The following is a 16245-nucleotide window of genomic DNA, read 5'->3' on the forward strand; positions in this document are numbered from 1 at the left end:
ACCGCACGACGCGGTTGGTTGCGGCAAGCCGCTAACTTCGGTTAGGCGACTGACTTGCGCACCCACGCTCACCTCAAGGATCTCTGTCGGCCTTGCGTTGCGATCCGGCAAGGAGTTTTCATTATTATGGCTACCGTTGAACAATCGCCGCCGCCGGTCAAAGTCCGTCCGCCGCGAACTCTGCCGCTTAATCTGACTCCGTTCGAAGACTACATGATCTGGGACGATCGGCCCGAATATCCGATGACCTTCGTGGTTCAGATGGAATTCGCTGGAACGATCGACCGCGAGGCGATCGAAGCGGCATTGCCCGAAGCTCTGGAACGCCATCCGCTGCTGCAAGCCATCGTGCAACCAGCCAAAGGAAATCGCGACTGCTGGGTCAACGCGCCGCAGCCGGAGATCGCGATCGACTGGGCCGACCTGGCCAAACCGATCGATCTGCCAGCCGGGGAAGCGATCGATTTGCGGCAAGACGTGGGACTGCGGATCTGGATTCGCAGCGACGAGAACCAAGCGACCATCACGACTCAGTTCCATCACGCCACATGCGATGGCATCGGCGCGTATCAGTTCCTCGGCGACTGGCTGTGGTTCTATGCGTCGCACGTCGGCCAACCGATCGACGAACCGCTACCGCCACTGGATGTCAAAGCGCTGCGTCAGCGGAACCGGAACAGTTTTGATGTCGAAAACTATCGCCTGCCCGATGGCAAACTGGACACCGCCGAAACGAAAGCTCTCGGCTGGCAATGCATAACCGGCGTGCAAGCTCTCGCTAAACCGCGGGCGATGCAGCCGGAAGAGAATCCCCGTGCCCTATTCCCCGGATTGTGTGGGTTTGAGTTCGACAAAAAGGTCTACAAAGATCTCCGCCACGTTGCCGAGCGACGCGGGCAATCGACTAACGAATTGTTGATCGAACGATTGTTGGTCACGCTGCGCCAGTGGAACCAGATGCAAGGGGATCGAGGCCGCCGCGATCTGTGCATCATGATGCCGATGGATCTGCGCGAGATCGAGAGCCGGATGGCGACGGCTGCGAATCTAGTTACCTACGCTCTGATCCGACGCAAACAATCCGAGTGCACCGAATCCGAAGCGTTGATCGATTCGATTCGCCAAGAGATGGTGATGCTAAAGCGGAACCGGCTACGGACGCCGTTCATGAGCATGATCGCCCACATGCAGCGTTATCCGACCTGGCTGAAACGCTGGCTCAGTTCGCGGCGGTGCATGGCGACGGCGATCCTATCGAACACCGGCGACCCGACCAAACGCTTTAGCGTCGCGTTCCCACGCGTCAAAGGACTGCTGCAAGCGGGCAACCTGTCGATGACCGACATCGTTGGGGTGCCGCCGATGCGATCGGGCACGCGGCTGACGATTTCGATCTTCACCTACCGCCGCGTGCTGAAGATCTGCATGCGTTGCGATTCGCACCTCTATTCGACGGCGCAAACCGAAGCCTTGTCGAACGAATATCGAGCGTCGATCCAACGACTGCTGGACGCACCGGTGGAAGCTTAGCCGCCGCCAAACATCCCACGCGTCGGCAATTGCGATTTAGTTGCTAAAATGCAGCGGTAGCAATTCTCCGCCACGCGACCGCTTGAGCTCCATCGGGTGCCAAGCGATCTTTCCAATACGGGATGTAAGGATATGGATTCGATGCCCTCGCCGACAACGGCTACGGTTTCGCTGACCCCAGGCCGATTTGTAGGCAAAAGTTTTCGACACCATTGGCGTATCAGCGCCGCGGTCGCGCTAGGCGTTGCCGCTGCCACCGCTGTGGTCACGGGAGCTCTATTGGTCGGCGATTCGATGCGGGGCAGCTTGCGTGAACTGACGATCGAACGCCTCGGTTCGATCGACTATGTCCTCTATCCGGGCCAATTTTTCCGAGCCGCCGCCGTCGATCCGCTCCGCAGCGACAGCGACCAACCGTTGGTCGACCGCGCGGTCCCGGCGATCTTATTTTCGCAAGCTGTCGTGGAGACCGATCGGGCAGCCAGCGACGTCGTTCGCCGCGCCGGATCGATCCAAGTGATCGCAGCCGATGCGGAGTTCTGGGATCTCGATGTCGAAGGAGTCCGCCCCGACGTGATCCCTGCGGGGGACCAAGTGGTTCTGAACGCATCGGCCGCGGCGGAGTTGCAAGTCGACGTCGGCGATCTGGTGACGGTTCGACTGCCTGTGGAACAGGCGGTGCCGGCGGACAGTCCGCTGGGACGCCGCGAGAGTGAAAGCGAAGGCTTGCCGCGATTGGAAGTCGTCTCGATCGTTCCCGATCGCGGGCTGGGACGCTTCAGCCTGCAGCCCAGCCAACAGCAACCGCTGGCGGCGTTCCTGCCGTTGGAATTGGTGCAAGATTCGTTGGATCGCGAGGGAGAAGCAAACGTGGTCTTCATCGATGCCGCCGGGACGCAGGCGTTGCAACTGGAGTCGGCTCGCGCGCAAGCCGACCAGATCGCCGCGGCGATGGCGTTGGAACTGAGCGACTATGGATTGAAGATCGAAGAGATTCGGCAGATCTTCACCGACGCCGAGGGCAACGAAAAAGAGGTCTTCGATTATTACAGCCTGACCAGCGACCGATTGCTGCTGCCGACCGCGATCGCCGAAAGTGTCCGCGAGGAGTTGCCGGGAGCGACCGAGCCGGTGATGACTTACCTGGCCAACGCGATTGACCGGATCGACGATGCCGACCAGACCGCCGCATCGGTTCCCTATTCGATCATCACGGCGATCGATTCGAGCGACGCGATGCCGCTGGAATTTGGCGACTACGATCCCAACGATCTCAGTTTGCCGGTGCCCGTCGTGATCAACGACTGGACCGCGGAACAACTGAAGGCCGCGGTGGGAGACAAGATTCGGATCTTCTACTTCGACCCCGAGACCTCGTCGGGCAAAGAGGTCGAGCAATCGTTCGACGCGGTCGTCAGCGGGATCGTGCCGATCACCGAGCCGCAGACGAAATACCGCCGGGGACGGCCACCGAAGTTCGACGAAGCCCCCACGGTCTATAACGATCCCGGGCTGACACCGACCGTGCCGGGAGTGACCGATCAAGATTCGATCGACGATTGGGACCTGCCGTTCAAACTGGAACGGCCGCGATCGAAGGAGGACGATCTGTACTGGGACTACTATCGCTTGACCCCCAAGGCCTTCATTCCGCTCACCGCCGGGCAGCGATTGTTTGGCAGCCGGTTCGGCGATCTGACCAGTCTGAAGATTCGCAAGTCGGCGGTTGCCGACGTCGATGCGTTGCAAACTCTGGTCACCGAAGTCGCCGACAAGGATCGCAACCAGATCGGTTTCGCCGTGATGCCGACGCGGGCGCTGCAGTTGGCGGCGTCCAAGGGAACGACGCCATTCGACGCACTGTTCGTATCGCTCAGCTTCTTCGTGATCGTCGCGGCGTTGATGTTGGTCGCGCTGCTGTTTCGGTTGGGGATGGAACAACGGGCCAGCGAATACGGAACGCTGATGGCCGTTGGGCTGTCGGGCCGCCTGGTCGCCGGAATGGCGCTGCGCGAAGGAATCCTCGTCTCATTGATCGGTTCGGTGCTGGGGGTTGTCGGCGGGATCGGTTACGCGTGGCTGGTACTGTACGCGCTGCGGAACTGGTGGGTCGGGGCGGTGACCGTTCCGTTTCTGCGATTCCATTGGTCGCCGGTCAGCCTGATCGTTGGGATCGTGGCGGGGACGGCGATGGCGGCGGTCACGATTTGGTGGACCAGCCGACGGCTGCGCTCCAGCAAGGTATCAAGCTTGGTCGGCGGACATATCGACGAACTGCGGACCGAAAGCGGCCAGCGGCGGCGAAGTTGGGCGGGCCCCGTGGCGATCGGATGTTTTGTCGTGGCGATTCTGACCAGCCTCAGCGCCGTCTGGCTGGGCGGACAAGCTCAAGCCGGCGCCTTCGTCGGTGGCGGGATGTTGCTGTTGGCAGCGATCGTGCTGGCGGTTTTCCATCGATTGACAAACACCAAGCCGCGACATGTGGTAAACCACAGCTACAGCCTGTTCCGGATGGCGATGCAAAGCGCTCGACGCAATCCGTTGCGCAGCACGCTGTCGATCGGCCTGTTGGCGGTCGCTTGTTTCTTGATCGTATCGATGAGTGCGTTTCAGTTGTCGCCGACCGACGAAGGGGTCGGCGGGTTCGATCTGATCGGACAGACTGCGATGCCGTTGTATCGCGATCTCAGCGACCCGACGATCCGAGCGGATCAGATGGGGCGCGATGCCGAAGCGATCTCCGACGCCAAGATCTTTGGTTTCCGGTTGAAGCCGGGACAGGATGCCAGTTGCAACAATCTATACCAAGCATCGCAGCCTCAAGTGTTGGGGGTGCCTGACAACTTTACAAGTCGCTTCAGCGACCCCAAAGTGATGCCAAGATTCGGATTGGTGGGAACCGACAGCGACAATCCTTGGGAGCTACTGGAAACGAAAGCCAGCGGCACCGCGGAGGATCCAATCCCGATGATTCTGGACCAAAATACAGCGATGTGGGCGCTGCAGATGTATGGCGGTGTGGGGGAGGTGAAATCGTTCGAATACGTCGTCGGAAAGCCGCAATATTTTCAAGTTGTCGGCCTGATCACCGGCTCGGTTTTGCAGGGCTCGCTAATGATCGGCGAAGCGAATTTTGAGGACGCGTTTCCGGAGATCTCAGGGTATCAATATTACCTGATGAAGGCCGAGGGAATCGACGCCGATCGGCTGGCTGAAATCTTGGAAAACCGGCTGAGCGATTCGGGGATGGACGTCGTTCGCAGCCGCGATGTGTTGGCTCGCCTGTTGGCTGTGCAGAACACGTATCTTCGCACTTTCCAAGGGCTCGGCGCATTGGGACTGTTGCTGGGAACGTTCGGTTTAGCAACGGTGCAGTTGCGCAGCGTGCTGGAACGGCGTGGGGAACTGGCCGTGATGCGGGCGACAGGCTTCAGCCGGCAGCGACTGGCCGGGATGGTCGTCTTGGAGAACAGCGCGCTGTTGATCGCCGGGATTGGATGCGGTCTGTTGGCCAGTTTCGCAGCGGTGATTCCGTACATGCTGATCGGGCAGGCGAAGCTAGGAATTGTGGAGCCGATCGCGATGCTGGGGATCGTATTTGCAGTCGGCCTACTGGCCGCTTCGATTGCTGTCAGACAAGTGCTACGGATGCCGTTGTTGGAGTCGTTACGTGGCGCTTCGTAAGCCAGCTCAGGCCTGCTACGATTGCCCCTTCTAAACCGCGATCGATGCCACTCCCCAGCAACACAGCTCCAGGGGGGGCTTGCCAGCCCTACTACAATGGCTACGACGATCACCACAAACAATGGCGGTTCGATTTGCTTACTGCAGAGCGCGCGATAATCAGCGCTTCGGCATTAAGCAAACCTGAAATTTCTGCAACACTAGACGCAGTGCTTGGGCCGAAGAAAAGTTTTATAGTTCGCCCCCCGCTAAGTCGCCTCCCGCAAGGCCCCATGGTGCAACAAGAATCAAGCTCCACAAGACCGATCGTCGATTGCCTGTGCATGCCGCTCGAGCTCGCAGACCGGCTGCGAATAGAACTACAGCATCAGAACTGGGAAATGGTCAGCCACCAATCGCCCGAGACGTTGCTGTCGCAGCCATCGGAACAGCGGTACGGATGCGCGGTGATCTACAACTGGTCCGACGGTCGCGAATCGCTGGAATTGATCCATCGTCTGCGGGCATTAAAAGTTCCCACTCAGATCGTGTTGGTCGTCGTCGAAGCTGTCGCGACGATCATCGCTCGCGCAGCTCACGGCGGAGCGACCGATGTGCTGCAAGCCAATCAACCCGCGGCGGAGCTGCGAGATGCGATCGCCAACGCGATTGAAATCGATCGCGTCGAACGGCCGCGAGCGATCGAATCGCTGCAGCAGCGGGAGCGATTGGAATCGCTGTCCGAAGGCGAACGCGATGTGTTGCGATTGGTGCTGGAAGGCCTGCCGAACAAAGTCATCGCCGCCCGTTTGGACGTCAGCCAACGGACTGTCGAAGCCCGCCGCCACAAGCTGTTCTTAAAGACCGGCACGACATCGATCGCCGAACTAGTGCGGATGGTCGTCCAGCTGGGCGGCTGATCCGGGCTAGGACTGCAGCAGCTCGAACAACCGCCGATCGGCTAAAGAATCGATGCTCAAGAAGGCTTGATCGTAGCGATGCCCCGCAGTGTGTTCACCCGGAACGGCGACGGCACACGCCCCGGACCGAGCCGCCGAGATGCAGCCATTTTCACTATCCTCCAAGACCAGCATATTTTCCGGCTGGATCTGAAAGCGGTCGGCCGCAGCGAGATACATCTCCGGATGCGGCTTGCCCTGCGAGACGTCGTCGCCGGTCAGCAGGAACTGCAACCGCGGGATCAGGTCGAACGACGAAAGCATCTGCTGGGCGAAGCGGCGCTTGCTACTGGTCGCCACGGCAAATGGGATCGACTGCGTCTCTAAATGATCCAGCAGTTCGAACAGCCCCGGCAGCGCGACCAATCCATCGGCTAACAGAGCGGCGTACAGGTCGTCGCTCTCCTGCATCAGATCGGCTGGCAGGTCGGTCAACTGGAACTCGGCGATCAGCACACCGATCGCTTCGGGAGCGGGACGGCCCATCATTTTCTGCTGGATTTGCATGTTGAATTCAAATCCACGACGGCCCAGCAGTTCGGTACCGACTTGGTAGTACAATGGTTCGGTATCAAACATCAGCCCATCCATATCCAACGCGACAGCTTGGATCGGATGCGGCCAACTGGAACCGGCAGAAGTGGATCGATTTGACATGTCTTTGGGGTCTCGCAAAGGAGTTCGTTTAGCTCAGGAATCTCTATCGGGTGAATATATTGCCGAGGATGCGCCGCATTGGAAAGCCGAACCGTTCATCCCGATCACTGCCGCGGAACTCAAAAGCGTGCTGCTGGCACATCCGCGTGCGGCGGCTCAAGCCGATCATCTGCATCGCGTTTTCGAATCGCTGACATCGATCCTGAACCACGATTACCGCAATCTACACCAGCAGCTCGAAACGCACTATTCGGTTCTCGATCCCGATCGCGATCTGAAACTGTTGACCGAACCGACCGACGACCAGTGTGACGCATCGCTGCGGCACATGCGAGGTTACTTGCACGATCTCTTGCGAGCCGCCAACTTCACGCAACTGGATCAGCAACAAATCCGCGGGGCGATCCAAACCTCCAGCGACTGGGGCGTGCGGTTGCAGATCAATTTCGACATCTTCGAATCGATCGACGTCTATGCGCGAGGCGACATCGTCGGGATGCGGACGCGGCGGCTGTGGAAATCGTATTGGAAGATGTCCGAAATGGAGGTGCCGATCTACCAGCGGTTGGTCGCGGTTTTCAAACTCAAACCCGACGCCAAACTGGTCGGCGCCCATGCCGGTGGCCAATACCATCGCGATCGCTTGCATCTGTCGATGTTCAAGAACATCCCTCAAGCCGATGTCGACATGCTGCTGCCCGGTTCGAGCATCCGATTCAGCTGGTTGGATCGCACCAAGATCTTCGCGCCAACGTTGGGCGGGATCGGAGTCACGGTGTTTAAGATCCTCCGCGGTGCGGTGGTGATCGCGGCGACCGGATTGGCGGCGGTGATGGGAGTGGCGGTGCTGGCGATTGGCATCATCGGATACGCCGTCCGCAGCATCGTCTCCTACTTTCACACCAAAGACAAATACCTGTTGAACATGACTCGCAGCCTCTATTACCAGAAGCTCGACAGCAACGCCGGGGTCATCTATCGCCTGCTGCAGGAAGCTCGCCAACAGGATCTGCTGGAATCGATCGTCGTCTATTTCATCCTCGCGACCAGCGACGAACCGATGTCCGAAGCGGCGATGTGCAAACGGGTCGAACTACTGTTAAAGGATCTATTGGCGATCGAGATCCGCTTCGATCCCTATTCGGCGATGAAGCGATTGCACCGACTGGGGATCGTTCTCGATGGCGGTGGCGACACGGTCAGCGTGCTGAGCCCGGAGACCTCGGTCCGCCAGCTGGACCATTACTGGGACAACCTGATGAGCATCGATCGCGCCACGCCCAGCGAATCGGGGCAATAGCCGCGGCGGTGCTAGCAAACCGGTCCTCGATTTCGCCGCCGCGTTACAGTTTGCCTAGTCAAATGCCAGCAAATTGAAGCCGTGCGGGTGTGGAGACATGTGCTGCCGGGGCACCGCTGTGGCGGTTCCGCTTGGCCACTTTTTCGTGGTCGGTCGCAGAGCGTATGCCGATGGGATGGACAAGCAACGGACCGATGTTGGCGGAACCGGTTGTTGTCAAACCGCCCGAAGTGCGATTTTCATTTGCGATGATCGATTGGCCGACACATGATGTTGGCCCAACCCGACGAGACTTTTCGCGTGCCATCCAGTCCCAACTTAACGCATCCGAAACCATGGCAATTGGGCCGTCGTTTTGCGCTGACGACGGAGATGGTCGGCAAACGATTTATCGAAGTGCTGAAGGTCGTCGTGAACCTGTTGGCGCTTGTTTGGGCGGTGGCGTTTATCGCCGCAAGCCCGCGGTCGTGGACGCCATTGACGCGGATGGTCTTTGCTCGCCAGTTGCTGTTCACTGCGGTCGACGGGCTGTTGGTTGCGATTCGCATCTCCGCGGCGGTCGGCGTGTTGGTGATCGTACAATCCGCGATGTGGTTGGACGCGGTGGGGGCAACAACCGACGGCATCTCGCCGGTGTTGTGGAAGGCGGTGATCCATGAGATCGCGCCACTGATCGCCAGCCTGGTTGTGGTCGGTCGCAGCGGAATCGCGATCTCGACCGAACTGGCGACGATGCTGGTCAGCGGCGAATTGGAAGTGCTTGAATCGCAGGGCGTCGATCCGATGACAACCATGATCATGCCGCGCGTGTTAAGCATGACGCTGAGTGTTTTCTGCTTGGCAATCGTGGTCGCGACGACGATGCTGGTGATGGGTTATATGGTCGGTTGGTTGATGGGAGTGATCCACACTCCATGGTCGATGTTTCTGGAGTCGTTGCTGCGTGAATCGAATCTCCTGGACTTTGCATTTTTTGTCCCCAAAACAATTATCGCAGGTGCTTTTGCCGGCGCCATTTGCTGTGCCGATGGGCTGACCGTTCGCGGCACGATGTCCGATGTATCGCGAGTCGCCAGCCGCAGCGGGATCCATGCGATGACGGCGGTGTTTGGCATCTCTGCGATCTTGTCGATACTAATTTACAACCGCATCTTGGTCTTCCAAATCCTCTAGCTTGTGTCGATGAGCAGTCTCGAAAAAAACGATCCCGCTCCGGCGGAAGCTGATCCTCGCCGCGAGATCTTGGTCTTGGAGGATCTTTCGTTTCGCGATCTGACACGCCAATCGGTGACGCTCCGCGACGCCAATTTAAAAATTTTTGAAAACGACCTCGTCACCTTAACCTTACCGCCATCGATGGAATCGCGAGCTTTCACGTCGATGCTGTTAGGCCTGCGGATGCCACAACAGGGCCGCGTATTGTTTGATGGAAACGAATGGACCGGCGAAGATTATGCGTTACACGATCGAATGCGAAGCCAAATCGGACGTGTCTTCGACGGAAAGGCGTGGGTTGAGAACATGAACATCTATGAAAACGTCGTCTTGCCGCACCAGCACCACAACCACCGAACGGTCAAAGAACTCGATCGCGAGATCCAATATTGGTCGCGACGCTTTGAGATCGAATCGATGAAGGACCAACGTCCCGCCTTTGTCGGCAAGACGTTCCTACGAATCTGCGAATGGATCCGCGCACTGATCGGATCGCCGCGTCTGTTGTTGTTGGAACATCCGATGCGTTCGGTTCCCAGGGCGAGGTTCCCAGCTCTGTTGCAAGCTGTCGTATCGGCGACCGAAGCTGGCGCCGCTGCGCTGTGGATCGCGCCGAGCAGCGATCTGCAACGCGACAAATTCCCAACATCGGCACGCCACTATCAAATCCACGATTTCCATCTGACCCCGGTAGGATAAGGACAACACCATGAACGATCCCTATCGGTTGCGCTACACGAACCAAGTGGTTGGCACCTTTCTATTGGTGATCCTGCTATTTTCGTTAGTCGTGTCGTTTTTGATGATTCGAACCAAAGACTACTTCGCAGAGAAAGATCACTTCTGGATCGACGTGCCACAACACGCGGTCGATGGATTGCAAAAGGGATCCGAAGTGGTGATCTTGGGCGAACGCGCCGGCGAGGTCGAAGGCATCCGGTACATCGACCAGACCAGCAACGTGCGAGTTAGCCTGGCGATTCGCCGCGAGTACAGCAAAAGGGTGTTCACATCGTCGACCGTCGCACTCGAACGACGCTACGGTGGTGTCGGTGCGCCGCTATTGGTAATCCGCCGCGGCATGCCAGCCGATGGTGTGCTGAAACAGTTGCCGCCGGACAGCGAGATCGTCAACTTCGAAGGCGAAGAAGATCGTATGGATCAATTGACAAGAGAAGTCCAATCGGTGAGCGATTCGATCAAACAGATTGAATTAAAAATGGTTCCGACGATGGACACGATCGGCAAAGCGGCGAAGACCATCGATACGGGAACCGAGGAGGACGCGCGGCCGGCGTTCCGTAGCATAGGTGAAGCGTCAGCGGCCTTCCAAAAGACCAACGAAAAATTGCGTCCCGAAGCGTCGCAAACAATGCTGGAAATTCGGCAAGCGACACAAAATTTGGATCAACGGATCACGCAACTCACCGAGAAGATCGAACTGCTGGTCGAGGCCGACATGCGGGATACGCTGCGAGGCGTCCGCGACACCAGCGACGATGTAAGCGATGCCGCCGGAAGCGTAAAAACGACGGCCACCGACGTCAACGCTGACGTCGCAAATACGCTGGTCGAAATCCGCGAAGCGGCTGACGAAATGACCCGCTTGGCCAACGAAGCTCGCGATGTGGTCCGCGTTGTTCGCAAGGAGAGCGAAGAACTGCCCGGGACAGTCGAACAGTTTAATGCGACGGTCGGCAATGCGGATGACATGGTGGGCGAGATTCGCAGCCATTGGCTGCTCCGCCGCTACACCGATCAATCGCCAACCACTCGGCAGCTCTCGCCGTCGGGAATTCGAGCGGGAGGTGCACCGTGATTGCAGCGCAACCGCAAACATCCAGACGGCCTAACGCCGCCGTCGTCGGAATCCTGATCTGTGGACTCGGTTTCCTGATCGGATGCCGCAGTGGCGGTGCGCCGCAGCGGAAGATCGATCCTCAATTGAAGAACCATGCCGAAGCGGCGACCGAAGCTTTTGCCGAGGGGCAGTTGGAAGATGCGGTCAAACAGTACCGCAAAGTGATCCGCCGCGCCTGGGCGATGGACGATCCGCTAGAATCGGGCAACAACGCGTACAACATGGCCGCGGCGATGACCAGCATGTCGCGTGTGGCGGAAGCTCGCGATTGGTTGGTCGATGCCCGCGTGGAACTGTACCGAGCGGGCAAACCCGATGGCAACACCTGGCTGTTGGAGGCCAAGCTCGCGCAAAACCAATGCCGGTTCGACGAAGCCGCTCGCTTGATCCAACGCGCCTCCTGTTCCGAACCTCCCTGCGAAGGCGATTCGGGCGATTGCTTGTGTGGACCACACGATCCGTGCGAAGGAAGCTGTGCTGCAAAAATCCCTTGCGTCGGCGAGAAGCTGGAACAGCGGAAACAACTGGCCGATTGCCAGCAGACGTTTCAAATCCAGATCCACCTAGCCCAAGCTCGCTGGTACGCCGAACAATACGACCTGCCCAATGCGCGATGCCATTATCAGACCGCCTGCGAACTGGCTGCGGAGATCTGCGACTTTGAACTGCAGGCGGAACTGCAAAGCGTTGCGGCGATGATCCATCTGGCCTGCGGGCAATTCTTGCAAGCGGGTTGGCATCTCGATCTCGAGGCGAAAAACCTACGACTGGCTGGCAATTATCGCGAGATCCCGCGAGCCTTGGAATTGGCATCGGCCGCTTATGCGCAAGCCGCTCGGCCAGCGTTGGCCGCCGATCGATTGTGCCGTGTCGCTCGGATCTGGTACGGCCGTGGAAACATCAACCGATCGTGGAAGTATGTAAAAGACGCAATCCCGATGGCGGAGATGTCCGGCTCGGCAAGCACCCAGATCCGACTGGCTCTGCTCGTACATGAATTGCGGCAGGAGATCGATGACAAATCAGACAACGACGCTGCACCCCGCAGCGATTTGGATCCCACGCCCGAACTGGCAGCACACGATTCGTCACAGGCAACCGATTCCGCCGACGCGGCGGTCCACCCCGCCGATCCAATTCAGGAAGCGGAATTGCTGATGCTGGAAGGTCCCAAAAAACAAGCCTCCGCGGTGATCGAGCGGCTGGCCAACCAACGCCTACTTCACAGCGACATCTAGAACGGGATCAAGCCGCCAAGCGTTGCAGGATCGCAGCCTGTAACTGCTCGTAAAATTCCGGCTCCCGCAACCGACTCCGCTCCGTTTCGGGCAACCGCCGCATCGCCTCACCCCTGGCTACCAACGGCGGCAGCTTAATGGTCCAATATCCCGGCCGCGACTTGGCGCATAGCGATCGGCAGTCGTTTCGGTTTTCGCGAGCTCGCCCCCATCGCGCGGCGACAATCCCGCGTATCGGACCTTCGTCTGTAGGTCGGCGGTCCGACAACATGGTGTTTACGCTAGGCCTTCGGCACACCTTCCTTGGTTGGTCACGCGAGCCGGCATTGGTACAATTTCTCGTAGTTCAGGCATCACTCGCTTCGTCCGGGGCGGTGTCGCCGCCCCTTCCGTAAGGTGTCAGAGATCAAAACACTGTTGAGACCGTTCATTTCCTTGCTGCTTATTTGCGTTGGCGTTGGACTGGCCCACAATACATGGGGCCTCGCGTCCAAGCTCATCCTCTGGGCAACGCGGAATCCGGCCACTATTGCCTTCACTACGTTCGCCCGCGAACGCTTTCCTGAGAACCTATTCCGTTTTGAGCAGGACTGCTTGGCCCACCTTCCGCTCGCGCCATATTTTTTCGTCGCCGGGGTGATCGCCGGAATCTCACTGGTAATGCGATTCAACGTCTTGGGTATATTCGTCACGCTGTCCTACGCAACTTGGTTTAGCGCACAGATCTTTCAGATGGCATCCGCATTTGATCTTCACTGGTCCGACTTTCTTCCGCATCTCGTCTGGAGTCTGGCTCTCACGCCAATCTATTTATTTGCGGCGCTGTTAGGGCGTGCTGCCCGCATTCGCGTTCGGCCGCACTGGAGAATTCGCGACTTTTTAATTTCGACTGCGATCCTTGCGGCCTTGATGGCATCCATCGTCGCACGTATCGAACTCGCGATTTCCGTCGCAGTTTTGGCGTTTGCTTGCTTCGTCACTTGGGTTACCTGGACAGCCTTTCCGTCTGAACCTGAATCTAATCCGTTAACGCAGCCTACTGGCACCTAACATGGTGTTTGCGTTAGGCCTTCGGCACACCTTCTTTGGTTGGTCACGTGGGCTGGCATTGGTACAATTTCTGGTAGTTCAGGCATCTCTCGCTTCGCTTAGGGCGGTGGCGTAAAACCCTTCCGTTGTCGGACAAATGCAGAAGACACTCGATCGCGTAGCAAAACACCTCGCCGATGCAGGCATCGCTCTAAACGTCGAGCTTAATCCACCCGCCACCACTGGTGACGTCGATACGGCCCAGAGTAATTGTCAATTGTTGTGTTTTGAGAAATTGAATTAGGCCGCGATCTCATCCTGCATGATTCCGTCTATGAAGGAACGCACTTCGATGACGGGAGTGATCTTCTCGTGGCAGTTCAGGCGTCTCCATTTCTTGGATGCTGATTGGGCGAGCTTGAACATCATCGCCAAGCTTGCTCGCCGGGTTCCACTTCCTTTGGTCTTTCGATGGCGAAGCCGGATCGTCGCGAACGTGGACTCGATCGGGTTGGTCGTTCGGAGGTGACTCCAGTGCTCCGCCGGGAAGTCGTAGAATGCCAGCAGCACGTCACGGTCCTTCTTTAAGCACGCGCATGCAGGAGCGTATTTCGCACGGTATTTTTCAAGGAAGTGATCGAACGCTTTGTTCGCGTCGTCCTCGTTTCCGCTTGCCAGATTTCGTGCAGGTCACCCTTCGTTTTGGGCTGAACGCTTCTGGGCATCTCGTTCAAAACGTTGGCCGTCTTATGGACCCAGCAGCGCTGTTCGCGGGTCTCGGGAAACACTTTCCGAATCGCCGCCCAGAAGCCTAACGCACCGTCACCGATGGCGATCTTCGGAGCCATCTTCAGGCCTCGTTGCTTGAGATCGATGAGCAGTTCACTCCAGCTTTGTTCGCTTTCACGGTAGCCATCGAGGACGGCGATCAGTTCCTTTTTCCCATCGGGCGTTGCTCCCATTAGCACCAGCAAGCACTGCTTTTTGTTGGCATCGTCTTCCAGGCGGACCTTCGCGTGAATGCCATCAGCCCAGACGTAAACGTATTGCTTGTCGGATAAATCACGCTTGCTCCAATCGTCGTACTCGCTACACCACTGTTCCTTTAGCCGACAGACGACGTTGGGACCCAGCCCTGCGGCACGCGCACCCACAAGCGACTGAAGGGCTTCCGCGAAATCACCGGTCGAGATCCCTTTGAGGTACAGCCAAGGAATCAATTCTTCGATGGCCTTGGTCTTTCGCAGGTAGCTTGGCAACACGCTGGGCGAAAACGTGCCCCGTCGGTTGCGATCGGGGGCACTGTCACGAACTCGCCCCTGGGTGATGGGAATGGAACCCGCACCGGTGAGGATGTCCCGCTCCGGCAGGCTGCCGTTCTTGACGACGAGTCGTCTGCGTCGCTCGTCGGTTCGACTGGAATGCATGCCGATGAACGCTTCGACTTCAGCGTCGATCGCAGATTGCAGCATTCGCCTGGCTCCTTCGCGGACAATTTCGTCGAGTGGACTTCGCTGGTCGAACTGAGCCCGAAACGAAACCACTTAGGGATCGATCTGGTTGTCCACTGGCCCGTCGGTTCGATCTGTTTTAGTCTGATTCATGGCGTATTCCTTTGCCCACATCGGGCCGTTGGAGGGTGATAGTTCCAACAGGATGCGCCACCTTTTTCATTCACTCAAGAACACAACTTTCGACAATACCTCTACGGCCCAATCGCGGATCGGGCTTGCTCTCCCACCCGCGTACGTTGATTTCGTCACGCAATTCGCCAATGGTTTGTCTCTCTCATGGACAACCGATGACGGCCCTTTCGGTTCGTTTGAGCTTGAGCCTGTTGCTAACTCTGTTGGTGGCGTTTTGGAGATGCGTGATTGGCGATTCTACGATGATGACGCGGCTCGCGATTACGGCTTCCCATATACAGACGATCCCGACTTGGCACTTGTCACCAACAAGTTAATGCACAACTGGATTCCGCTCCACGCCGAAGGCAACGGCGACAACTTGTCACTCGATCTGAATCCCGAGGGCTTCGGCAACGTCGTGTTCGACCATCACAGTTGGCTCGACGGCGGTACCGGTGCCAACGGCTTCCTAATGGCAAGCGATTTCACGAGCTTCTTTGAGGCGTGGGCAACGGTTTGCTTCGCGCAACCGAAGAGCCTTTGGTGGAAATCCGTAATAACCGATGACGGTGTTGATTGGGCGTCTGACCAATTTGACGATCGTTTCCGATTGACGCCGTAAGTGTCCGACAACATGTTTTTTACGTTAGGCCTTCGGCACACCTTCTTTGGTTGGGCACGCGGGACTGGTGTTAGTACAATCTTTCGCAATTCAAACTCCACCGCTTCGTTAACGGCGGTGCGGCAGACACGTTCCACTGGGCACCCGAAATCTCATCGATGCTTACAGTTTCTGAAAAAGTCGCGTGGATGATGGATACTCTGCGCGTTCTTTCGTCCCTCTCGGAACTTCCGGATGACGAGGTTGATTACCAAGTCTACGAGAATCTCGATGCAGATGTCCGCGCCGCATTGTGCGTGGACAATCTCCGCGAAATCGCACAGGCAGAACTACTTTCTCCGAAGGTTGTCGCTGAGATCGAATTCATTCGCGACGCAACAGTTTTATTGATCGACCGTCGTATTCCTGGCGCTGACTTGACCGAACACGATGAATGGCGGCACGTGATTTCGCGGGCCAAAACCGCTTTGGATTCAATCTCAAAGTAGTTAATGCCTGAGCGCCGCCCAACAATGTGCGGCCGATGAGTTGCGTCATCCATGC

12 protein-coding genes and 1 pseudogene are annotated in these 16245 nt (G+C 57.9%); 11 read left to right on the forward strand and 2 right to left on the reverse strand.

Annotation, left to right across the window (positions count from 1 at the left end; all coding sequences use genetic code 11):
• The first annotated feature begins 126 nt into the window (after positions 1-126).
• The 3 genes from CA51_RS23410 to CA51_RS23420 all read left to right on the forward strand — a co-directional run bounded on the left by CA51_RS23410 (position 127) and on the right by CA51_RS23420 (position 6113).
• Entirely contained in the window at positions 127-1530 is a 1404-nt protein-coding gene (locus CA51_RS23410; protein ID WP_231745857.1) for a chromosome condensation protein, read from the forward strand.
• A 141-nt stretch (positions 1531-1671) separates the two neighbouring features.
• Complete coding sequence (locus CA51_RS23415; protein ID WP_145123557.1) at positions 1672-5214, forward strand: FtsX-like permease family protein; 3543 nt, start codon at positions 1672-1674, stop codon at positions 5212-5214.
• 323 nt (positions 5215-5537) lie between these two features.
• On the forward strand, positions 5538-6113 hold the full coding sequence (locus CA51_RS23420) for a response regulator transcription factor (protein ID WP_197451423.1): 576 nt from the start codon (positions 5538-5540) through the stop codon (positions 6111-6113).
• A 6-nt stretch (positions 6114-6119) separates the two neighbouring features.
• Here the strand turns inward: CA51_RS23420 and CA51_RS23425 are convergent, their stop codons facing one another.
• Positions 6120-6809: an HAD family hydrolase gene (locus CA51_RS23425; RefSeq protein WP_145123559.1), complete on the reverse strand. Its 690-nt coding sequence runs from the start codon at positions 6807-6809 to the stop codon at positions 6120-6122.
• Between CA51_RS23425 and CA51_RS23430 the strand changes: the two genes are divergently transcribed.
• The 6 genes from CA51_RS23430 to CA51_RS23455 all read left to right on the forward strand — a co-directional run bounded on the left by CA51_RS23430 (position 6808) and on the right by CA51_RS23455 (position 13473).
• Positions 6808-8109, forward strand: coding sequence for a TMEM143 family protein (locus CA51_RS23430; RefSeq protein WP_145123560.1), 1302 nt, complete (start codon positions 6808-6810; stop codon positions 8107-8109). The genes CA51_RS23425 and CA51_RS23430 overlap by 2 nt on opposite strands.
• A gap of 267 nt (positions 8110-8376) precedes the next feature.
• Positions 8377-9282, forward strand: coding sequence for an ABC transporter permease (locus CA51_RS23435; protein WP_145123561.1), 906 nt, complete (start codon positions 8377-8379; stop codon positions 9280-9282).
• A 9-nt stretch (positions 9283-9291) separates the two neighbouring features.
• Positions 9292-10023 carry an ATP-binding cassette domain-containing protein gene (locus tag CA51_RS23440; RefSeq protein WP_145123562.1) on the forward strand — a complete coding sequence of 244 codons (732 nt, stop codon included), beginning with the start codon at positions 9292-9294 and terminating at the stop codon, positions 10021-10023.
• Between the two features lie 10 nt (positions 10024-10033).
• Positions 10034-11143, forward strand: a complete 1110-nt coding sequence (locus CA51_RS23445; RefSeq protein WP_145123563.1) for an MlaD family protein — start codon at positions 10034-10036, stop codon at positions 11141-11143.
• Complete coding sequence (locus CA51_RS23450) at positions 11140-12423, forward strand: hypothetical protein (RefSeq protein ID WP_145123564.1); 1284 nt, start codon at positions 11140-11142, stop codon at positions 12421-12423. The genes CA51_RS23445 and CA51_RS23450 overlap by 4 nt, the downstream gene beginning before the upstream one ends.
• 396 nt (positions 12424-12819) lie before the next feature.
• The gene (locus CA51_RS23455) at positions 12820-13473 is read left to right on the forward strand and encodes a hypothetical protein (RefSeq protein WP_145123565.1); all 654 of its coding nucleotides are present in this window, start codon (positions 12820-12822) and stop codon (positions 13471-13473) included.
• Positions 13474-13752: 279 nt separating this feature from the next.
• On the opposite strand, the pseudogene CA51_RS23460 reads toward CA51_RS23455, so the two are convergent.
• Positions 13753-14996 (reverse strand): annotated as a pseudogene (locus tag CA51_RS23460) (IS256 family transposase).
• A gap of 58 nt (positions 14997-15054) precedes the next feature.
• On the opposite strand from CA51_RS23460, the gene CA51_RS23465 reads away from it, so the two are divergent.
• Both CA51_RS23465 and CA51_RS23470 read left to right on the forward strand, forming a co-directional pair.
• On the forward strand, positions 15055-15702 hold the full coding sequence (locus tag CA51_RS23465; protein WP_145123566.1) for an SMI1/KNR4 family protein: 648 nt from the start codon (positions 15055-15057) through the stop codon (positions 15700-15702).
• Positions 15703-15860: 158 nt separating this feature from the next.
• Positions 15861-16190: a hypothetical protein gene (locus tag CA51_RS23470; protein ID WP_145123567.1), complete on the forward strand. Its 330-nt coding sequence runs from the start codon at positions 15861-15863 to the stop codon at positions 16188-16190.
• Positions 16191-16245: the final 55 nt, after the last annotated feature.

This window comes from Rosistilla oblonga (genome assembly GCF_007751715.1).
Taxonomy (GTDB): domain Bacteria; phylum Planctomycetota; class Planctomycetia; order Pirellulales; family Pirellulaceae; genus Rosistilla; species Rosistilla oblonga.